Here is a 22,408-nt window from a genome sequence, read left to right as displayed (position 1 = left end):
GGCCTAGATGCCACATCATATGAACAAAAATACTTCTTCGATACGTCAAACCTGCTTCCTACCAACATTGTTTTTAGCTTAGAGAAAGACAGTAACGGCTTTATCTGGATGGGAAGCCATAAAGGCTTACTGCAACTAGATCCCAAAACCCTTAACCTTAAACAATACACAACAAAGGAAGGGTTAATTAGCAACGAATTTAAATGGGGATCAAAAACACCTTTAAGCAATGGAGATTTAGTTTACGGCTCTCAAAAAGGGTTTACCGTTTTTAATCCGAATAAGTTTAACGACAGTAAGAGCGCATTTCCGCGCCCCCTTATTACCGATGTTAGCCTTATATCCAAACAGCTTTCACTGGGCTTGGGCGACAAAAGCGGAAAACAACTGGCGCTTGCACACGATGATATCGGGTTAACCATTGATTTCTCTGATATGCAATATGACAACACCAATTTACATCAATACCAATACAGCCTTACTGGTGACATTGACATATCTTACCCGCCGACCAGATCAACCGAGATTTCCTTCCCTCAATTAAAGCCAGGCAACTATGTTTTCCATGTCAGTCGATTTGATATTGCGAACAATGAATCTGGTGAGAAGTCATCTTTATACATTACGGTAGGCTATCCCCCATTTTTTTCACCGCTTGCGTACTTGCTCTATACAATTGCCATCGCTTCTTTCACTTTAATTATTTTGTGGCGACGTAAACTTAATAGCGACAAGCTAAAAGCCGCCCACCAGAGCGTAGTAAAAAACAAAAACAGGCTTTCAATGGCGCTCACAGCCAGTAACACACGTGTTTGGGAGTGGAGTGAATCGACCAATATTGTCGAACAAGAGAGAACAATAAAAGAGCTTAATTATCAAAGCCAATTTTTTAGTTTTGACCAGCATTTCGAACTTATTCACGAACACGATAGAGCGAATTACCTCTCGCAATGGAATGATGTATTAAGGAAAAAACGCAGAAACATAGATATCACCTATCGTCTGTTGTCCAGCAACGGACAATACGAGTGGTATCGTGATGTAGGCGCGTTAGTCACTAATAGCGATACCGTTAAGTTAGCAGGTACATATTCCAACATTACCGAATCTATTAACACTCAAACAAAAGCACAGCTTTACGGTGAAGCCTTTGAGCACACAAGAGATTGGGTGGTTATCTTCGATGCCAACTTCGATCCTATTATTGCAAACAACGCATTTAAAGAAGCATTGTGCCTTTGCCCTAGCAAAGATATATCGTCACAGCTGACTCAAATTTTTTCAGACCAAAAAAACAACCTCATTGAAGCTCTCTGCAAAATGAGAAAATTAACGCCGAATGAACATTGGCATGGCGAAGCAGAAATTCACAGTTTGCTAGGTGCAAAGTACACCGTAAACATAGGAATTACGGCGGTAAGCAACCCAAGAGATGAGCAAGATATAAGCCGCTACCTTGTTATCTTGTCTGATATCACTGAACAAAAAGATGCTCAAGGTGCCTTGGTACAGCTGGCGAACTATGACAGCCTCACGGGCTTACCAAACCGTTCATTGCTGCTCGATAGAGTTCAGCATGCATTCGACCAAGCCTCGCGTGATGAAACCTCCATTTGCTTGTTCTTTATAGACTTAGACAGATTCAAGCAAATCAACGATAGTTTAGGCCACGATGCGGGTGACGCGCTATTACAAGAAATTGGTAAGCGTCTAGAAAACCTGCTTCGTAAGTCAGACACGGTTGCTCGCCTTGGAGGAGACGAGTTTGTGGTCATGATTGAAAAGGTTCAGGTTGAAAGCGACATCAGCCACCTTGCCACTGAGATGATTAAATCGCTTTCCGAGAGTGTAACGCTGGATAATCAAGTAGTAAGCGTTTCAGCCAGCATTGGCATTGCGCTTTATCCAGAAGATGCGTTAACGCCTACTGAGCTTTTAAAAAACGCAGACATTGCGATGTATCATGCGAAAAAGCTGGGTAGTAACAACTTCCAATACTTTACCGAGCATATGAATGAAAGGGCTCAGGCCAAGCTTAAGCTGGAAAACGCAGTAAAGCAGGCTCACGCCATGCGTGAATTCGTAGGCTATTATCAGCCCATCATCCACTGCCAAACAGGGAAGGTTGCTGGGTTTGAAATGCTTATGCGATGGCCATCTGACGGAAGCATGATACCGCCCGACGTATTCATACCCGTTGCAGAAGATATTGGCTTAATTGAAGACATGACTGTTCAGCTTATTGAGCAAGCTATTCCAATGGTTAAAACAATACAGTGGCAACAAAGCGGGCTTTACCTGTCGGTAAATCTAAGTGCACTTCATATATCTAAAAGCGTAAAGGTTGACGAAATTGTGAATCTATTGCGCGAGCATGATATTCCCACCAGCGCCATTCGCTTTGAAATTACCGAAAGTGCACTAATGTCGGACTACGAAGCAGCTATGCAGGCCATTGCCAGCATGAAAGATAAGGGGTTCGTTATTGCACTCGACGACTTTGGCACTGGCTATTCCTCTTTGAAGTATCTAAAAGACTTTCCTATCGATATTCTCAAAATCGATAAAAGCTTTGTCAAGGATATAGGGCTTAATAGCGCCAATGAAGGTATTATTCTCGCCATATTAAGAATGGCTGAGAGTTTGAATATAGATTGTGTAGCCGAGGGCATTGAAACCGAAGCACAGGTGTCATTTTTCAAAGCCCAAGGGTGCGAATACTTACAAGGTTTCTATTACTCTAAACCCATCCCTGCAAGTGAAGTACTTGAACTTGATTTAAAATAACAAGCGTTTTTTATAGCTAAAATAGATTTTCAAGCTCAAATAAAAACGCTTTTGCGCTGTTGGCAAGCTAATTGAAAGCAACACAGATAAGACTATGTAGTAATCAACGAATAACGGAATTTTGACACTATGCGTTTACCTACTCAAAAGCTTATCAATAAAATTGAGCACTTATCGAAAGACCTATCACCCAGCCAGCTTACCCACTTTTTAGATATTATTGACGCTATGACAGCGTTAGTTGAAGAAGCGGGTACTGTAGGGTTAGATCAAACACCGCAAACTAAGAAAGCAACAAATAGCGATACTGAGCACTCGCCTGCCAATGCTCTTACAAATACTCCTTCAGTTATTCACTAAAGCATTAAGAATACCTCACTAATCACAAAATACATTCCTCTCGTAAATACTGTTATCTAAAAAGAATACGCTTATCTAATACGAGGGGAATTGCGTGAACACATTGTTTTTCACACGGGCAACAGCGGCGCTAAAAAATGCATTTATTGGCGATGCACTAGCGATGCCGGTGCACTGGTATTACAACCCTGCTGACATTCTAAAAGCGTTCCCTTTAGGTGTTGAGCAGTTCGAAGACGCACCTGAATTTCATCCATCCTCTATTATGTCGCTTCACTCAACGCAACAAGGTGGCCGAAGCAACCTAGCTTCGGCGTCGCAAAAAGAAATTGTGGGAGACGTAATACTAAAAGGTAAGCGTGAGTATTGGGGCGGTTCAAACCGTCATTATCACCACGGTATGAAAGCCGGCGAAAACACGCTTAATGCCTATTGCGCTAGGGTGCTGCTAGACACCATTGCCAGTGGATACTCTGCAGATGCATTTCTTAACAATTACATAGCGATGATGTGCGCCGACCCAGTACAGCATCCAGATACGTACGCTGAGTCTTACCACAGAGGCTTTTTTGCCAACCTTGAACTAGGCAAACCACCAAAAGAATGCGGCGCAGTAACTCACGATACAGCATCAATAGGCGGGCTGGTTTCCGTTACGCCACTTGCAGTAACACTGGCGTGCACTGACACGTCATTACTAGAAATACAAAGTACTTGCCGCACACACCTAATGCTTACTCATCCAAGTGATGAGCTTGCCAAAGTGTGTGACGCTTTCGTTGAACTCATATATCGCTTATTAAGGCGTGATAGTGAATCGCCGACAACCATTTTAGAAGATATTGCTCAACGCTCTGCCTCGCTTTCACTTGAAAAGCTGGTAGCGAAAAAGAAAAGCGACATTGAGGTAGTTGGCAGGCTTTACTCGCCAGCTTGCTATATCTCAGATGCATGGCCAAGCGTATTATATTTTGCTTATCGATATAGAGATAACGCGAAGCGCGCATTAACTGCCAATACCAATGTGGGTGGCGACAACGTGCACCGAGGGTTTGTGTTAGGTGCTATTATGGGTTTAATTAGCGAACAACCTATTACATCGCTTTATTCAAAGCTACTTCACAAAACACAAATAGAGAAGCAAATACAGCAAGTACTAGAGGCGCAATAAGCGCCTCTTTAAACTCTTTTTTAAGCCTGCTCATATAAGCCTGGCTACACATTTTGCTATTGCAACCGTGGCGTAACACGATGCAGTTCAAACCGAACTGTGCCCGACTGCAGCTTTTTAGCAAGCTCAGCAAATTCAGGTAACGCTTGCAGCTTTTCAACACCGTCTTTCGAGTCCCATTCAACAAACGTAATTTGTTGCGGAGCCAGTTCATCAGGGTTATGTGCACTCACAACTACATCGTTAAATTGGTGCATAAAACGCCCACCTACTTTTTCAACAAGTGGTGGCAGTGCTGCCATGTATTCATAGTAATCACTAGGGGTTGAAGGGTTTGTCCATGCCAATGCTACCGTATAAGACTTATCTTCTGTGAAGGTCATCTCAAGCGGAACATCTAATTCATGGTCGTATAGTTTCAGTGCTTCCCACGCTTCCCTTCTAAGCGATTTAACACCAGAAAATAATGGCAACGCTTGAAATGTTTTCTGTGCTTTTAGTGATGGCCAGTGACTTACAACAAAAACATTGGGTTTAAAATTGCCAACTAACGTTTCATCAACAATTAACACACCATCTTGTCGATAGCCGTGACGCTGTGCTGTTTCTGCATTTTTTTGGAAATACAGGTCACGTAGATGACGTTTTTCAGGGTCGGTGACCGGTGCAATTAGCTGAACAACCATACCTGGTGCATATTGAACCGACAGAGCTTTTGTTGCTTCTTGTGCAACACTGGGAAAAGCCAATAACAAAAGCATTGGTGTTAACAGCTGTTTTAAAGAGACTTTATTTAAAGCAGTACGAACAAAAATTTTCATTGGCATTACATTTTACGATGTAGAGTTAATTGAATTTCCACTCTATCAACGCTTTTTTCGCAAAACACGGTTTGTTTTTTCATCACACTGGTGCATTATCGTTCCATGAACGATTGGAATGACTACGCGCTTATTTTAGCGCTTCACCGAGCAGGCACACTTCGTGGTGCGGCCATAACCATGGGCACTACTCACACCACAATAGCAAGGCATTTAGCCTTGCTACATAAACGCCGTGGTGCTGCCGTATTTGAGAAAATACCTGGAGGCTATCGCGCAACGTCGCTTGGTGAGCAACTGGTTGCCATTGCTAAGAAAATGGAAGACATTGTGATGATGTCGGAGCGTCTACACCTTACCTCTACTAATACATTAAGCGGTCCAATCACCTTGTCTTTGGGCGAACCTATGTCACAATTTTTATTAGTGAGAGAGCTTGGAGAGTTCGCACGAGCCTACCCTGACATACAACTTCGAATAAACAGTTCAACCGAATTTGCCGACCTTGATAAAGGCGAAGCAGATGTAGTCATAAGAGGTGCGCATAAATTACCAGAGCACTTAGTAGGCCGGCGCGTGTGTAAGTTAGGTCTGTGCTTTTATGCACACAAAGACTATTGCAACGATGTACCAGAACAAGACTGGCGCTGGGTTGCACCTAGTGACAATACGCTTTGGCCAGCATGGCTAGACGCCTCTCCCTATCCTAACGTGCCTATTGGTATTGTGATTGACGATATTGTCACTCGCTATCATGCCATTGCAGCAGGGGTAGGAATGGGAAGAGCAGCATGCTTTATGGGAGACACCAACAATGCGCTTGTCAGATTACCCGGCAGCACGCCAACTCTTTCCTATGACATTTGGGTACTCACTCACCCTGAGCTGCGCGAACAACCAAAAGTGCAGCTGTTGATGCAATTCCTCGTTGATGCACTTAAACAAAAACAAGGGCTGATAGAAGGCGATTCATTTTAGTCAATAATAGAAAAGCGTGACATCATTGAAGTGGTTTTGTTTCCACCCGCTTCCATCGCGCCTGCTATAACGTAGATACTGTCGCCGATTGTAACTGCGCCTAGGCCATGGCGTGGAAAAGGCATTGCGCTTACTTCGTGCCATTCGTCGCTGCCTATTGTGTACTGCCACACTTTAGAATAAACACCGCCACCGTTATCGAAATACTCGCCACCAAACACATAAATGCTGCCATTCAACGTTGCGCATGCTAGCCCACCTTGCGCTTCAGGAAGCGGTTTGGCAACTCGCCATTTTCCGCTGGTGAAGCTGTACACTTCATGGGCAGCTAAGTTGCCTCCTGATACCGTTCTTCCCCCAATAGTATGCATCTCACCATTAAGTGTTACGCTGCAGGCGCTATTACGCGCGGTGGGAACTGGTTTAGCATTAATTGAATTCATTGTTTCTGGGTAAAATATTAAATGCGTATCTACGTCAATTTGGTCAATCCACTGACTATTTTGTGTGTCGCTTTTAGGTGTGCGGCCCGAAACCAGATGAACAACGTTCCCGTTTACACTACTCAGTGTTTCAGACAACGGCGCTGGTAGACTTGCTACTTTTTTCCACTGCGTGTGGGTGAATATGTTTTCCTCGACTTCGTTATTAAGTTTGTCGCTATTTTTGTCGTTGCTTGTGTTGTAATCGAAAGTAAGCTCTAGAATGTCAGTGCTGTTGTGCCAAATACCTTTGTTATCAACCGTAAAACCGCCAAACGCAAACAGCCTATCGTCTATACTAGCAAGCATAGGGTGATGTCTTGCTTCAGGTAATTTAGGCCCTTCTGTCCATGTGTTTTTCTCTATGTTGTATATAACAACGCGGTTAGACACATCAATGTCACGATCGCTCACATCAGGTGATAACCCACCAGCAACGATAATATGATTTCGAAAAACAACTGGGTAAATTTCTTGCACGCGATACGGCAATGCAGCCATATTTTCCCACTTCGCCTGTGTTGCCTGGCGCGTATCTTCAGTTACATCAGACTCACCGGCAGCAGAAAACGAGAAACCCAGCAGCGCAGCGGTTACACCTGCATACTGACAAAAAGAACGACGAAAAATGTGAGAAAAACTCATAAACAATAGTGCCAAGGTGGTTGTGAAAGCTTAAAACTATCACTTAAAAACATTTTGATGCAATGCAACATGGCGGGTGTTTTCGCCTAATTCATCGCACACAAAACACACACCTCTAATCGACAAAGCGATGCTGATACTGCTGTACTTTTTCCAGTAGCCAATGAGTAAATGCTTGAAAACGTGCTTGTGAATGCGTTTCCTTATGACTTGCCAACCAGAAAGTGCGTTTTATTTGAATTTCATTTTCAACCAATCGCACAAGTCCTGGGCGCATTTCAGCCATGAATTTGGGAAGAATACCAACGCCACCACCATTCACTAGCATTTGATATTGTGCATTTATACTCGTGCTTCTAAGCGCACTAAGCTTTGATAATGCGGTTTCTTCAATAAATTTTAGCTGCGGCGCGTAAACCAAATCAGGTACATAGCTTACAAGGGTGAAGTCACTAAGCGATTGCAGCGACGTTAACCTTCCGTTTTCCACATCGTCAGCAACTAGAGCTTTATGGGCGTATAAATATAAGTTGTAGTCAATAAGTTTCTTGGTAACCAATAAGCCTTTACTGGGTTTCTCAAGCAAAATTGCCATGTCGGCTTCACGCTTGTTCAAATTCAAAAAACCACTTGTGGCCACTAGCTCAATAACAATTCCAGGGTACTGCTTTTTAAATTCGGGGAGTAACGGCGCTAAAAACCAGCTACCGAAGCCCTCTGAAACGCTTACTCGTATGCTGCCTTCCATGTGCAAACGCTCATCGCCCAACTCATTTTGTGCTTGTAGAAAGTAGTGTTCAGCTTTTTCTATATAGCGAACAAGTTCGCTTCCTTGCGACGTGAGCACGTAACCTTTATTTGTTAGTTCAAAAAGCTCACAGTTAAGTGAATCTTCCAGCTTTTTTACACGCCGAATAAGTGTTGTCGGATCGACCTTTAAACCTTTTGCAGCAATAGCTACACGACCATTCCTTGCTAAACCAAGAAATAAGCGCATATCATCCCAATTCACACAAACACCTGCATTTTTACAGCACCATGCTGCAAGTATATGTATTGCTATTGCAAACACAAGGTTTCAATATTGTTAAAAATACAGGAGCTTTGTCATGAGAAAAATTGTTCACTTTATTGCAGGTAAAGATTTTGAAGAAAACGGCGAACGTACGTCGCCGGTTTACGCGCCTAATACAGGCGAAGTACAAGCCGAAGTAAGTCTGGCAAGTCAGGCTACGTTAGAGTACGCCATTGAAACCGCTAAAGCTGCACAAGTAGAGTGGGCAGCAACCAACCCTCAGCGACGCGCTCGCGTTATGTTTAAGTTTAAGGAACTGGTTGAAGCAAACCGAGACCGACTAGCTGCTTTGCTTTCAAGCGAGCACGGCAAAGTGTTGGTAGATGCGCAAGGTGATATTCAACGTGGTTTAGAAGTGATTGAATTTGCCTGCGGTATTCCGCACGCTCAAAAAGGCGAATACACCGAAGGCGCAGGCCCAGGTATCGACGTTTACTCTATGCGCCAGGCTTTAGGTGTTGTAGCGGGTATTACGCCATTTAACTTCCCAGCTATGATACCTATGTGGATGTTTGGCGTAGCCATAGCTTGCGGTAACGCCTTTATTCTTAAACCGTCTGAGCGCGATCCATCGGTACCTGTAGAGCTTGCTAAATTAATGCTGGAAGCTGGATTACCTGCTGGCGTATTAAACGTTGTTCACGGCGATAAAGAAGCCGTAGACGGCATTCTTGACCACCAAACCGTTAAGGCGGTGAGCTTTGTAGGCTCGTCTGACATTGCAAACTATGTTTACGAGCGTGGCGCTCGTGCTGGCAAGCGCGTACAGGCCATGGGTGGCGCGAAAAACCACGGCATTGTTATGCCTGATGCCGATTTAGACCAAGTAGTTACCGACCTAGTTGGTGCTGCTTATGGCTCAGCTGGCGAACGCTGTATGGCACTGCCGGTTGTAGTTCCTGTAGGTGACGAAACCGCAGAAAAGTTAAAAGCTAAGCTTATTCCAGCTATCAAAGAGATAATGGTAAGCAATAGTGAAGATCCTAACGCCCATTACGGCCCAGTAGTAACTGCAGCACATAAAGCTCGCGTAGAAAGCTACATCGACCTTTGCATTGAAGAAGGTGCCGAGCTTGTTTATGACGGCAGAAACAGCCAGATTCCAGCCGACAGTAACGGCTATTTCATTGGCCCAACATTCTTCGACCACGTTACAAGTGAAATGCGTTCTTACCAAGAAGAGATATTTGGCCCAGTACTACAAATGGTGCGTGCTAAAGACTTCAATGAAGCAGTAAGCCTAGCCAGCGATCATCAGTATGGCAACGGCGTTGCAATGTATACCCGTAACGGCCACGCGGCACGTGAGTTTGCTCAGCGCGTAAACGTTGGCATGGTTGGCATTAACGTACCTATTCCCGTGCCTGTGGCATACCACACTTTTGGTGGTTGGAAACGTTCTGCGTTTGGCGACACTAACCAGCACGGTATGGAAGGCGTGAAATTCTGGACCAAAGTTAAGACTATCACGCAGCGCTGGCCTGACGGCTCAGACACCAACGACAATGCGTTTGTAATTCCAACAATGGGCTAGGAGTTAATTATGACAACTGTTGCATTTATTGGCCTGGGTAATATGGGCTCAGGCATGGCCGACAACTTGGTAAAAAACAACTTTAACGTAGTTGCTTTCGACCTGAGCGATGCGGCATTGCTAAAAGCTAAAGAAGCAGGCTGCAATATTGCTGATACTACAGAACAAGCTGTTTCAGACGCCGATATCGTGGTTACCATGCTGCCAGCAGGCAAGCATGTGATGGATATTTACACGTCACAGATTCTTGATAACGTGCGTGAAAACACCTTGCTTATCGACTGTTCAACCATTGATGTTGAAACGGCGAATAAGGTGTCTGAGCTTGCCGCAAGCAAAGGCCTTAAAATGCTCGACGCCCCCGTATCAGGAGGTATTGCAGCAGCAGCAGGCGGCACGCTTACCTTTATGGTGGGTGGTGATGCAGAGGCATTCGATCAAGCCCAAGGCGTGCTTGGCGCCATGGGCAAGAAAATTGTTCATGCAGGCGGCAACGGTGCAGGCCAAGCTGCAAAGATATGCAACAACATGCTGCTAGGCGCTACCATGATCGCAACCTGTGAAAGCCTACAGCTGGCGCAAAAACTTGGTCTAGATCCGCAAGTGTTTTTCGATATTGCATCCAATGCATCAGGTCAAACATGGTCGCTTACCAGCTACTGCCCGGTAAAAGGTGTGGGCCCTCAAAGCCCTGCCGATAACGATTTTGCCGGCGGTTTTGCCTCAGCACTAATGCTGAAAGATCTCGGCCTTGCTATGCAGGGGGCGAAAAGCGTTGATGCACAGGTGCCTATGGGTGAGCTAGCGGCAAAGTGGTTTGACGCTCACTGCGAAGAAGGAAATGCTGGAATTGATTTCTCATCAATTATCAATAGATTAGCCTAACCTCATACGTCAAATAGACTTCTGGGCGGCTGCTCCTTCTCAGCCGTCCTTATTTCATAGTTTATACTACGCGCTTATTTCAAAAATTCATCTTATCTATAACTCTACAATCGCACTTTCACTATACATTCTAAAGCCCTTTCATACTGTGACCTGAAGCAGAATACACCAATTATCTTAACAAAATCATATTGTTACACTATCACACTGCATTTATATTTTGTTACATCTTAAAACTGGGCCAAATGGTCAAAAAACCGTTAAGGTGCTTCTTTTTTGAGCCTCATGACTGTTATTTAACTGATATTGTTAAAAAAACATCACCACGGATGGTACTGAGCTGCTTAGTAAGCATTAGCGTCAATAGCATCCTTCTACACATCAGAATTTCCGCTTTTTTCTCTAATTGCTTTTTTTACAAGACAACAATAACGACAAGTTTGGAGAAAAGCATGATTAAACGCGTCATCTTCACATCTGCCGCCGTGGTAGCGGGCAGCTATTTGGTTTATTCGTTAAATAAAGAAAAGAACAACACAGTCGTCGAAGCGCCTGTTGTTCAAGCAAGAAAGGAAGCCCCCATCGCTCCAAAAGCGCAACGTGGAGACCAAGTGCTTTCAACTGGCATAGATACCTTTGTTCCCAAGAAGGCATCGACGGGCAACGACATTCAGCTGAATTCAAATGAAAATGACACCATTATTTGGCAAGAGTCTGAGGTAAGTAAGAAGGTATTAACTGAGTCTGGATTAATTCCAGCTGACGTAGCCGATGAAGCCTACATAGAGCTTGATAGAGAGGAGCTTTTAACCGTTGAGGTGGGCGAATATTTAGACCTGTATATTCCTCAATTTGGCGGCAGCTATACGGGTGAAGTTGACCACATTGAAACTCACCCGAATGGCGATAGAACCGTTGAAGCACACATTCCAGGTGCTGGCTCACTTTACGCTGCGGTCATCACTATTGGCGAAAATGCCACCTACGCTAACTTAGCCACCCCACGAGATGTTTTTGTCCTTGAGGGTAACGACAAATATGCGTGGATAGCCCCGAAATCATCAATGATGCAAAGCCATATTGAGCATGAGCTTGGTCATTCAGACAGCACGCATCAACAAAACGGTAATGACACTACAGATGTCTTTGATTTACCTGAAACCGAATCCCCTACAGGCAATTAGAACAATAAGAAAGGAAATAAAATGAAACGCACATTTAAGTGTTTAACGGCAATGGCTGCGGCTTTGCTTTGTTCAACAGCAGTATCTGCTGCAACTATTGATGTACTTGTGTTGTACACACAACCTGCAGCAAACAGCGTATCTAACATTGATACTAAAATTAACCAATATATCTCACACGCAAACCGTGTTTATCGCAATAACGCTGTAGATCTTCAGCTACGTATTGTAGGTGCACAATCGTCTGCGGCAACATCTAGCAACCTTCAGCCTACTGAAGACGCGCTTGATTTGGTAACAAACAGCAGCGGTGTGAAAAACTTCCGCTCATCTGTTCGTGCAGACATGGTAGTACTACTTGGTAAGCGCGAAAACATTTATCAAAACGGTCAACTATCTGGCTATGTATGTGGTATCGGCTGGGTAGGTCAAGGCAACAACGGCACACTTTACTCTAGCTCTAAAGACCGTATGTACAGCATCAGTGCTGTAGACTGTGGCTTATCTACTTTTGTACACGAACTAGGTCATAACATGGGCTTGGGTCACTCAGTGCGTCAAAATTCAGTAGGTGGTGTTTACCGCGATGGCATCGGTCATGGTGTAGATAACAACTTCTCTACTATTATGGCGTACCCACAGGCATTTGGCAGCGCAACACAGCTAGACTACTTCTCAGACCCTTACTGGAATGGTTGTAATGGTCAAGCATGTGGTGTTCCAAACCAATCAAATGCGTACCGTGCGGTAAATGCCGTAATCAATCAAATCGCTAATTACTTCTAATTAAGCATGCTTGTAGGGGATATATAACTATAAGCATATTTAACAGAATGCACGGAACAAAAAAGCCAACTTATCAAAGTTGGCTTTTCTGCGTTTAGCTTATTGAAACTGTTAATCGTGACCGCCACAGCAACCACCGCTGTGCTCAGCCCAGTTTTTAAGCTTTGTTGTTTTACCTATGCCAGGGTTGAAACTGTTTGTAGGATCTAATTCACGATAGAAGTTTTTCAACGCATCTTTTGCAAAATACTCATGTCCCACATTGTGTTCTGCCGGATATTCAGCGCTGCGTGCATCGAAGGTTTCTAAAATTTTGCCCTTAAGTGTTTTAGCGTCAGCCCCTTTCTTTAATACATAGTTTTGGTGCATAACGTGGCAAAACAAATGCCCGTAATACAGCTTTGTGTCTATCTGCTCATCTATCTCTTTAGGTAGTACTTCAAACCAATCAGGATCGTTACGGCGAAGCGCTACGTCAATAGTCATCATGGCGCCCACGTCTTTACTGTGCATAACGTGATAGCGCCCTATTGCACCACCAGCAACAAAACGGTGCAAAATAGCTTTATCAGCTTCCTCTTCCGTGCACTCAAAGTAGCTACCTTCGTTCTTTGTAAAGAACTCATCTAGGTAAGCTTTTGCTTCGGCAACGCCGTCGTTACTCATTTCCAAAATCCAGTGGTGCTGGTATCTATCGCGGAATGCTTCCATTCGCTTGGGCAAATGATTAGGAAATAAGTAGCTTAAATACTGCATTACACGGTCAGACATTTTATTAGGTAAGAAACCTAGTTTGTCGGTAAATGCATCGAATTTTCGCTTGAATGAAAACAGTTTAGGAATGAATTTAGCGCCCAACTTGCTAATAACAATGAACATATCTTTACCGTACTTTTTAGATACGTCGTAGCAGTCGCGATGCAAATATTCGCCTGAATCAGGCAGGTTTTTAAAGCCAGATAAAATGTCGCGGCGCACTTTTGTAAATACCGCTGCGTCGTTTGAACCCACATAAAAAACTTGTTTCTTTTCTGGGATGGGGAAGGTATCTAAACGCACAGCAAACACAGCAAGTTTACCGGCACAACCTGAGGCTTCGTGAAGTCTGCGCCCGTCGTTGTTGAAACGTGATGGCGTGTCTGAATCTACGTCTCTTACACGTGCGTCATATTCATTGTCAGACGCACGGGCATCTGGGTGCTTAACATCGGCTTCACTGTAACGTTTGTGCTCAAGGTTATTGAGAATTTCTTCAGGGTCACAGCCTAAGTCAATACCCAGATTGTTCACCAATGAAAGCTCACCCGATGCGTTTATTTGAGCGAACAATGAAAGTTCGGTATACGCTGGTCCACGCTTAACAAGTGCACCGCCAGAGTTGTTACAAATACCGCCCACGATAGACGCGCCAATGCATGATGAGCCAATAACTGAGTGAGGTTCACGTCCGTAAGGTGCTAACGTTTCTTCCAAGCCGAAGAGTGTACTTCCCGCTAATCCAACAATTTGCTTGCCGTTATCAACAATTTGAATTGCATCAATACGCATGGTGCTAATAATCACCAACGGGCGGTCGTAGTCTTTCCCATCAGGTGTAGAGCCACCGGTTAAGCCTGTATTGGCCGCCTGCATAATTACGGCAACATCAGCAGCAACACACAGTTTAAGCACTTGCCAAATTTCTACTAAAGAGCCTGGGCGAACTACCGCTAGCGCTTCACCTGCACCAAATCGAAAACCTTTGCAATAAGGCTGTTTCTTGGCTTGGTCAGTTAACAGGTAAGCTTGCCCTACTACATCTCGCATAGATGCGATAAGAGATTGAGTATCAGTATTTACGGCCATGATTCTCTCAGTGTTAGTGGTAGAAAATTGTGCAGGAGTCGAACTATACACGAAACCCATCGATAACAAAGGGGGCGAACGCCTTTTCTAAAGACAATTTATTCATATTTAATACAACGCATTACTTTCGTCTACATACCTCTTTATTTTCTTCAGTTACAGCACTTTTACAGGTACGTTTGATATGCGCACTTAACACGCATATGTTCGCGTTACATTTTGTTACGTTTTGAACAGTAAATAGGCTGCAAAGGTGTGTTGTAAACAGTGTGTTATGGGTTAAGGTGGATGTACTGAAAAGGAGTTTTCATGTCATATCAAGCATTTGTTTTAACAAAGAGTATTCATAGGGAAAGCACAGGGAATGACAACGCCAATCAACGTTTTGTCGCTATTCTGCCGTCTTGTGGTTTTAGTATAACAAGCGGCCCAATAACGCCCTCTCGTAGCGTTTTGATAGATACTCACACGCTATTTATTGATGCTAACTATTGCAGCCAAGCTAGCATACTCAACCTCTCATTAATTAGTGATTTTCCGCACTTGAGTATCATTGTTTTTAACGTCCCTGAAGAAAACACAGAATTTCACTATGCCGCTTTGCAAAAAGGGATAAATGGCATATTTCACGTTAACGATTCGCTAGAATTAATTGTTCGTGGCGCGCAGCAAATTCAAAAAGGAAATAAATGGTTTAGCAGAGAAGTAATGAGTCGGTATATTGATGCCAATTTATCGCTAAGTCACACAAATAATTTATCAGTTCAAACACCTAATAATGTGCTGACAAAACGTGAGCTTGCGATAACGCAGAAAATTACAGAAGGCGCTCAAAATCAAGAAATTGCAGACAACTTCCACATAAGCGTGAATACTGTTAAAACGCACGTTTATAGTATTTTCAGAAAAACTGAGTGTCGAAATCGCGTGGAGTTAATCAAATGGTTCGATAACCAATTTAATCAACTTAGACAAATTAACTAGTGCAAAGAAAGTGATAAAGAGCTCGTAGTTACGAGCTCTTTATACAACTGCAGTAACGGACCTTTTCAAAACGTTATGCTTTCGCTTTCCATACCCCTTTATTCATTCCTTGCAATACCAACTCGGTTACCGCCTTTTCTATGCTTTGCTTCACGCACTCAAACATTGGCTCATTTGTTGTGTACCCTGTTTCAGCTTCAAGCAAGCGTTTTAACGAAACATAACGGAACAGGCCAGCTCGCACCTCTTGGCTAAGCACTTTCTTCGACGTAGAAACAGAAACTAAGACTTGTCCCGTGCGAACATCTACAGCGCGCATATAAATGGATATCATATCTTCACGGAAAAGTTCGCTAGCTCCGACACCAAAATATTCAACGCCTGCACCACCAGTTCGAATGTTAGTATCGTAGCTAATGATGCCCCCCTCAATAATGATTCGAGCTGTGGTAAGAGGTGGTAGTTCACCGCCATGATTTTCTTCAACAGCAGCACGAATAATTTTTCGTTCGGTTAAGATGTTTTGAAGCCCTTCTCGCTCAACGGGTAAAAACCAGTCTGTTTCACTAAGTGTTTGAACCAGAATAGAGGTAGCGCCCTGAGTTACGGCTGTAGAAAACGAACTAGCACCAGAGCTAGGTTTGTATTGACCAGTTTGGTCACGAAAAGCATAAACCGAAACCGGTATCTGCCCCACAGGCTGGGGTAACGATTTAACTTCAGACAGCATGACGCTATCTTCAATGACATCAGCATTTGTAGTGTAAGGGGGCACTGAATCGGTAATGGCCTTGCAACCGCCAAGTAAAGCGATGGCTAATAATAATGCGGTACTTCTCATGAGGTATCCTTACCCAAATCGTGGAATTTCTACAACCGTCACTTCACCAGTCACAAGGTTGGTTATATTTACTATGATGCTATCGGGATTACTAGTAATAAGCTCTACCTGAAAATCGCCACTAACAAATAGACTGTCTTGATCGAATATACTTTGAATAGGGTTGCCGTTCTCATCAAACTCTTGCTCGCCAAATGCAAGATCTGTTATTTCACGCACTATTCTATTTATATATGCGCGCTCTAATGATTCTTGTAGACGCTCGTCATAAGAGCGTTCGTTAAAAGATGCACTATGTGCGTTTTGCGAATTCGCTTTGCTCAGTAAAAATGAACCATTTAACGGGTTCCCCCCAAAGGAGGGATTTATTGGAGTGTACACAAGCTCTGTGGCAAAAATAGTAGCTGAACACAAAACTGCAACTGTTGCCAATAACCCTTTTTTAATTGTTTTTTTCATTACCACTCATCCCCTGCTAAGTCTGGACTTCTGCTTTCAACATTGGCATTTGCTATTGCATCTAAAACCAGAACTATTGCTTGTTGTACCTTTTCATCCAAAGGCACTTGGCGTCTTCCCATGTAGGTTTGATAAACCACTTTATTGTCGTAAATAACTGAAAGTAAGGTGCCAGCTTGAGGTACTATAATTTCTTTTACTACTAGGTTTTTGCCTGAACTATCCGGTACTTCCCGCCAGTATTGGCTGATCTTTGAGGCAAACTCATGCCCTTGATGACTAATGCTATTATCTAATAACAACCCACCAAGACGAATTTCATCTGCGTAGACTTGTTTGCAAAACGCGTACGCCAAGAGGGCGCACGCAAAACAAAAAGAGAAAAACTTCATAAAGATTAGGCGGGCGATTATTCCCGCCTTCGTTCCTACATCTGAACTACTGTTGCAACGTTGTAATCACCAACTTGCGTAACGCTAACCGTGCCTCCGTTGCCAGAGATAGAACCAGTTACCAGGTTGTCGTTACCCATTTGTGTAACTTCAAACGTATTAGCATCACCCGTGATAGCAAACTGACCGCCTGCATCGTCAGTAACCCAGTTTCCCGTTCCTTCTTGCATAATGCTGATAGTGTTATCGCTGCCGTTAACAAGTAGGTCGAGCAAGTTCAAATCGCCACTTTGTTCAACATTAAGGGTATTGAAATTAGAGGATGAAACACTTGCCAGTTCAACCGATGCAATATTGTTAAAACCGTCTTGCGACATTGCTATTGTATTGCCATCGGCATATGCGCTTGCTTCACCAATAGCCGCCTGTGCCAACGTGAGATTGCCTTCTCCTGTTTGCTCTATTTCAACAGTATTGAAGAAACCATTGAAGTTAACGGTGCTCACTTCGTTTTCTGCGCCAATTTGTGTAATTTCAAACTCGTTGCCTATGCCAGCAACACCTGCATAGGCAATATTGCCCTCACCGGCTTGATTAATCTCAAAGTCATTTGAAACACCGTCTAAGGTTTCCACGGTCGCCAAGTTAAAGTCACCAATTTGATCGACATTAACAACATTGCTAGACCCTTCAAACAAGCCTGTAGTGATCTCGTTAAAATCACCATCTTGTTCAAAACCAATCTCATTGGCATCGCCGGTCATACTCCAACCAACACTGTTTTCGTCACCGTCTTGATCAATTTCAATTTCGTTATCAGATCCAACAATCGACGCTAGGTTAGACACGTTATAGTAGCCATCTTGAATCACTTCAATCGTGTTACCATCACCCGACAAATCCACAATATAAGATTCTTGCCAGTCGCCTGATTGTTCAATCAGCACCGTATTGTCGTTGCCCGACAAAACATTATCTGCCCAGTTTCCGCCATCGTTCTGAAAAACAGACATCGTGTTGCCACTACCACTAATTGCATTAATTGAGCGATTAAAAATAAAACCGAAAGGGCCGCCATCGCCAAGTTGCACCAGTGATACCGCATTGTCATCGCCCTGAACAACGAACTCTGCAGTACTGTCTACACTATCTTGCTCGGCTTCCACTAAGTTACCATTACCTGAAACAGACGAAAACAAGGTATTGCCGGTTTGCATTTGAGTCACAAAGACGTTATTTGCATCACCCATAACGTCTACAAAAATGGCGTTCAGGTCACCTTCTTGGCTTAGTATTGATTCGTTACCTACTGCATTACCTTCAGGGGCAGTTTGCGTAAGCGTAATGACATTGCCTTCAGCAGCGGCAACGAAGTCTGCCGCTGCATTGAAGTTAACATTTTTACTGTCTGGAATCTCTTGTGCCGACACCCATCCTGAGGCCGCAACTAGAAGAAGCGCGCTAGCTATTTTTGATTTTTTCATATTCACGTTTGTCTCCCTAAACGGTCATCACATCATTCTTTATATTGCGTGATGTTGACCACCATTTCGTTCCCTATTTGATGAACAATAAAAGATTGTTCACCTAACTGATTAACATTGGCAACGTTGTCAAACCCGTCTTGAATTATTTCAAAATAGTTGTGGTCATTTTGCTGAAGTAAATTCACGACATTACCTTCGCCAAGCTGGGTAATGATCGCTTCATTGTTGTTTCCATTTTGAGTAACGTTCGAAAGGTTTGAGGCGTCGCCTCGTTGAACTATGTTAGTTATATTATTTAACCCAAACTGACTGACAGAAATGAGGACCGTCTCATTATCTACCGTGATCGCTTGAGTATTCAGACTTATTGAAAGAGAAGATTCCACCATGTCTGAGGTTGTTGATAGGTCGGACTGTTTTGCATGGACAGGTACACTTGTTGCAAGTACTCCACAAAACATAACAGCAGTAATTGTTTTGCAAAGTCCTTTCACAAGCCCAGCGTTTAAGCACTGATATTTAACCCGTAACATTTTGTCCATGTGAACGACTACTTCCTTGAATAACAACAAAAGTGACTGTTCTATAACACGCTTTTCACGATAGATAATCCATCACTATTTAGTTGTATTTATTTCAACTCTGTAATTGTTTACCAACACAAAATCAGCAAGTTAACGCAAAACACTAGTACCTAAGTACTAATTACCCTTCACAAATATTCAATTTTTTACCAATGGTAAGACCTGTAATCTTGCATGAAGAACTTACCTCTACGTATATCATTCTTAAGTACTAGATTTTAATTTTCTTATCTCATTTTCGTAGTGTTTAAGTTGTATTTTTAATCAATTTACTGGTGACTTTTGAAATTTGCGTTATAAGTTTTAACCGTTAGTTATATCAGACCGAAAAAGAAGATTTCGTATTTATACAAGTAACAACTTGATGTTTAACTATGGAATCTCAAGATGAAAAAACTGCCATTAAAAACAGGACTCTCAGCACTTTCAGTTGCATTACTCCCTTTGTTTGCGGCGAGTCAAGCTAATGCAGCTAAAGCAGAACTTTACGACAGCAGCGTTATTGTTGTGTATAAGGAAAATGTAAGTAAAACCACTAAAATGCGTGCAAGGGCTTCCGTGGGCGCACGTATAAGTGATGCCAACAGAGATGAAGTGGATGACCGCTTTTCACACATACTCAATGGTCGCATTGCTAAACTGGAACTACGTGGTAAATCAGTTAAAGAAGCGATTGAAATTCTGAGCAAAAACCCATCGATAAAGAGTGCAGAACCAAATTATTTGTATCGTAAAGCGCTTGTAACTACCGATCCTTCCTATGGCGAATTGTGGGGTTTAAACAATACCGGGCAAGCTGGCGGCACTGAAGACGTAGATATTGATGCACCGGAAGCGTGGGACATTACCACTGGCGACAGCGACGTTGTAATTGGTGTAATAGACACTGGCGTCGACTACAACCATGAAGACCTTGCAGACAACGCTTGGGTAAACCCAGGTGAAATTGCTGGGAACGGCATTGATGATGACGGCAACGGCTACATCGATGATGTTTATGGTATTGACCCAGTTAACGGTGATACCGACCCCATGGATGACGATTCACATGGTACACACGTGGCAGGGACTATTGGTGCTGTAGGCAACAACGGTATTGGCGTAGTAGGCGTAAACCACGAAGTGTCTATTGCCGCCTGTAAATTCTTAGGTGCTGACGGCACAGGTTCAACAGCCGGTGCTATTGAATGTATCGATTATTTCACAGACCTTAAAACAAACCGCGGTATCAACATAAAAGCCACTAACAACAGTTGGGGCGGTGGTGGATATAGTGAAGCCCTCGAAACAGCCATTGAAGAAGCCGGGCAAGCAGGTATCCTTTTTGTTGCCGCTGCGGGTAACTCGGGCTCAAACAATGACAATGTCGATAACTACCCTTCAAATTACCAAACGTCTACAGATAGCGTATTTGCAGTAGCTAGCATTAACCGAAACGACGGCGATAGCGGCTATTCTTTTGGCGTTGAAACTGTTGATTTAGCTGCGCCAGGCACAGCTATTCTCTCAACGGTACCGGGCGATGGTTATGCCGCATTCTCTGGAACATCGATGGCGACCCCACATGTCGCAGGTGCAGCGGCACTTGTATGGTCTTTAAATCCAGAGCTTACACCGTCAGAAATGAAAACATTATTGATGGAAACTGGCGAAACAAGCCTATGGGCTGACGGAAGAACCGCTTCGGGTAATCGTCTGAATGTGCTAAATGCACTGGAAGAAGCCGACCCTACACCAGGCTTTAAACTCTCAATTACCCCAGGCTCTGCAGAAATTACTGCTGGTGAAAGTTTCTCATTCGACGTTGAAGTAGGTGCAATTGCAGGCTACGACGAAGAAGTTCAGTTAACACTTTCACAGTCTGGTGATATTGGCTCGTTGAGCGGAGCCACCGCAATGCCTGGCGATACGGTAACGCTAACGGTGGAAACAACAGAAGAAACACCATGGGGCGCCTATAACTTCACCGTAAATGGTGTAAGCGGGGATATTGAAAAATCGAAGAGCGCCAACCTTTATGTGTATCCAATGGGCTTAAATGACTTCCCTTACGCCTATACTGGTGAGGCAATACCTACGCTACCGAATGAAGAAGATCCTGATGATATAGGTGTAAACCTTATTATCAACGTTCCAGATGATATCACGGTTTTCGGCATGCAAGCGGGCGTAAACATTACTCACACCTACAGCGGCGATTTAGTGCTTTACCTCACATCACCACAAGGCACTACTACTGTTTTACGTCAAAACCAGGGGGGTGGTACGGATGACATTGTTGAGTCTTACACAACGGATGCATTCAACGGTGAAGTGGCTACGGGGGATTGGACATTAAACGTAGTAGATACATTAAGTGGTGATAACGGTACCGTAAACACCTGGGATATTGTTGTTACTGGCATAGGTGAGGTTGGACCTACACCGCCTAATGCAGCTTTTGCGGTTGATGTATCTGGTTTAACGGCAACATTTACCAATAACAGTAGTGATGTAAACGACGACATTTCTGACTACAGCTGGGACTTTGGCGATGGCGCAACATCTACTGAAGAAAATCCAACTCATGTGTACAGCGCCACTGGTGTGTATGACGTTACGCTTACCGTGACCGACTCACAGAGCAATACAGGCGTGTCTACCCAGACTGTATCTGTGTCTGACAGCAACATCACAGTTGATGTTGACCGTGCAATGCTGTCTCGTTTCGGTTCGCTACGCGTTGACCTTTCGTACAGTGGCTCTCAAGCCAATACCGTAACCATTTATCGCAACGGCGAACTTATTGATGAAGTCAGTAATTCTGGACGCTATCGCGATAGAAGTAGAGATATGTCTCCAGGTACTTATACCTATATGGTATGTGATGAGACGTCCGCATGCTCTGCACCAGTGACGGTGAACCTTTAACGCCCAACCCGTGTGAACGCAGCTTGTAAAAAGCTGCACATTGAAGCACTTGCCAGCCCTAAATACGGGGCTGGCTTTTTAATTTGTCACGCTACCTAAGCGCTACTAACTCTTTCTACTTCATGCCGTGAACCTATTCTTATGTGATTGTTCATTTAACAAGGAATGTTGGTAAGACGGTTAATTATGTTACATTGC

Annotated in this window: 19 protein-coding genes; 10 read left to right on the top strand and 9 right to left on the bottom strand. The window is 43.6% G+C overall.

The features are described 5' to 3' along the window. The 3 genes from V7R35_RS17475 to V7R35_RS17465 form a co-directional block, all read left to right on the top strand. The coding region (locus V7R35_RS17475) for a sensor domain-containing protein (RefSeq protein WP_334016171.1) at positions 1-2,787 on the top strand (2,787 nt) is incomplete at its 5' end. Between the two features lie 129 nt (positions 2,788-2,916). Beyond that, entirely contained in the window at positions 2,917-3,147 is a 231-nt protein-coding gene (locus V7R35_RS17470; protein WP_334016170.1) for a hypothetical protein, read from the top strand. Between the two features lie 94 nt (positions 3,148-3,241). Then, positions 3,242-4,318: an ADP-ribosylglycohydrolase family protein gene (locus tag V7R35_RS17465; RefSeq protein WP_334016169.1), complete on the top strand. Its 1,077-nt coding sequence runs from the start codon at positions 3,242-3,244 to the stop codon at positions 4,316-4,318. Positions 4,319-4,374: 56 nt separating this feature from the next. Here V7R35_RS17465 and V7R35_RS17460 read toward each other — a convergent pair whose 3' ends face one another. Next, positions 4,375-5,139, bottom strand: a complete 765-nt coding sequence (locus V7R35_RS17460) for a hypothetical protein (RefSeq protein WP_334016168.1) — start codon at positions 5,137-5,139, stop codon at positions 4,375-4,377. Between the two features lie 105 nt (positions 5,140-5,244). Here V7R35_RS17460 and V7R35_RS17455 point away from each other — a divergent pair, with 105 nt between their 5' ends. Further along, positions 5,245-6,117 carry a LysR family transcriptional regulator gene (locus V7R35_RS17455; protein ID WP_334016167.1) on the top strand — a complete coding sequence of 291 codons (873 nt, stop codon included), beginning with the start codon at positions 5,245-5,247 and terminating at the stop codon, positions 6,115-6,117. On the opposite strand, the gene V7R35_RS17450 is transcribed toward V7R35_RS17455, so the two are convergent. Together V7R35_RS17450 and V7R35_RS17445 are read right to left on the bottom strand one after the other, a co-directional pair. Continuing rightward, complete coding sequence (locus V7R35_RS17450) at positions 6,114-7,244, bottom strand: Kelch repeat-containing protein (RefSeq protein ID WP_334016165.1); 1,131 nt, start codon at positions 7,242-7,244, stop codon at positions 6,114-6,116. The genes V7R35_RS17455 and V7R35_RS17450 overlap by 4 nt on opposite strands. Positions 7,245-7,359: 115 nt before the next feature. Then, a complete protein-coding gene (locus V7R35_RS17445) occupies positions 7,360-8,256 on the bottom strand; it encodes a LysR family transcriptional regulator (RefSeq protein WP_334016163.1) in 897 nt (298 codons plus the stop codon). 97 nt (positions 8,257-8,353) lie between these two features. On the opposite strand from V7R35_RS17445, the gene V7R35_RS17440 reads away from it, so the two are divergent. The 4 genes from V7R35_RS17440 (at position 8,354) to V7R35_RS17425 (ending at position 12,708) form a co-directional block, all read left to right on the top strand. Beyond that, positions 8,354-9,853, top strand: a complete 1,500-nt coding sequence (locus tag V7R35_RS17440; RefSeq protein ID WP_334016162.1) for a CoA-acylating methylmalonate-semialdehyde dehydrogenase — start codon at positions 8,354-8,356, stop codon at positions 9,851-9,853. 9 nt (positions 9,854-9,862) lie between these two features. Next, complete coding sequence (gene mmsB, locus V7R35_RS17435) at positions 9,863-10,738, top strand: 3-hydroxyisobutyrate dehydrogenase (protein WP_334016161.1); 876 nt, start codon at positions 9,863-9,865, stop codon at positions 10,736-10,738. 452 nt (positions 10,739-11,190) lie between these two features. After that, positions 11,191-11,922 (top strand): hypothetical protein, encoded by a 732-nt coding sequence (locus V7R35_RS17430; RefSeq protein WP_334016160.1) that lies wholly within the window; start codon positions 11,191-11,193, stop codon positions 11,920-11,922. 21 nt (positions 11,923-11,943) lie between these two features. Further along, positions 11,944-12,708, top strand: a complete 765-nt coding sequence (locus V7R35_RS17425; RefSeq protein ID WP_334016159.1) for a zinc-dependent metalloprotease family protein — start codon at positions 11,944-11,946, stop codon at positions 12,706-12,708. Positions 12,709-12,819: 111 nt separating this feature from the next. Here the strand turns inward: V7R35_RS17425 and dld are convergent, their stop codons facing one another. Beyond that, positions 12,820-14,553, bottom strand: a complete 1,734-nt coding sequence (dld, locus tag V7R35_RS17420) for a D-lactate dehydrogenase (protein ID WP_334016158.1) — start codon at positions 14,551-14,553, stop codon at positions 12,820-12,822. 309 nt (positions 14,554-14,862) lie between these two features. Between dld and V7R35_RS17415 the strand changes: the two genes are divergently transcribed. Beyond that, complete coding sequence (locus tag V7R35_RS17415) at positions 14,863-15,537, top strand: helix-turn-helix transcriptional regulator (protein WP_334016157.1); 675 nt, start codon at positions 14,863-14,865, stop codon at positions 15,535-15,537. Between the two features lie 73 nt (positions 15,538-15,610). On the opposite strand, the gene V7R35_RS17410 is transcribed toward V7R35_RS17415, so the two are convergent. The 5 genes from V7R35_RS17410 to V7R35_RS17390 all read right to left on the bottom strand — a co-directional run bounded on the left by V7R35_RS17410 (position 15,611) and on the right by V7R35_RS17390 (position 19,258). Continuing rightward, positions 15,611-16,378 carry a CsgG/HfaB family protein gene (locus V7R35_RS17410; RefSeq protein ID WP_334016156.1) on the bottom strand — a complete coding sequence of 256 codons (768 nt, stop codon included), beginning with the start codon at positions 16,376-16,378 and terminating at the stop codon, positions 15,611-15,613. A 9-nt stretch (positions 16,379-16,387) separates the two neighbouring features. Next, positions 16,388-16,837 carry a curli assembly protein CsgF gene (locus tag V7R35_RS17405; protein ID WP_334016155.1) on the bottom strand — a complete coding sequence of 150 codons (450 nt, stop codon included), beginning with the start codon at positions 16,835-16,837 and terminating at the stop codon, positions 16,388-16,390. Further along, a complete protein-coding gene (locus V7R35_RS17400; protein WP_334016153.1) occupies positions 16,837-17,193 on the bottom strand; it encodes a CsgE family curli-type amyloid fiber assembly protein in 357 nt (118 codons plus the stop codon). Before V7R35_RS17400 ends, V7R35_RS17405 begins: the two co-directional genes overlap by 1 nt. A gap of 71 nt (positions 17,194-17,264) precedes the next feature. After that, complete coding sequence (locus V7R35_RS17395) at positions 17,265-18,713, bottom strand: curlin (protein ID WP_334016152.1); 1,449 nt, start codon at positions 18,711-18,713, stop codon at positions 17,265-17,267. 32 nt (positions 18,714-18,745) lie between these two features. Continuing rightward, positions 18,746-19,258 (bottom strand): curlin subunit CsgB, encoded by a 513-nt coding sequence (locus V7R35_RS17390; protein WP_334016150.1) that lies wholly within the window; start codon positions 19,256-19,258, stop codon positions 18,746-18,748. Positions 19,259-19,687: 429 nt separating this feature from the next. Here V7R35_RS17390 and V7R35_RS17385 point away from each other — a divergent pair, with 429 nt between their 5' ends. Beyond that, a complete protein-coding gene (locus V7R35_RS17385; RefSeq protein ID WP_334016149.1) occupies positions 19,688-22,210 on the top strand; it encodes a S8 family serine peptidase in 2,523 nt (840 codons plus the stop codon). Positions 22,211-22,408: the final 198 nt, after the last annotated feature.

It is taken from the genome of Alteromonas sp. S167 (genome assembly GCF_036864375.1).
Classification (GTDB): Bacteria; Pseudomonadota; Gammaproteobacteria; order Enterobacterales; family Alteromonadaceae; genus Alteromonas.
This window is presented reverse-complemented; position numbering and strand designations above follow the sequence as displayed.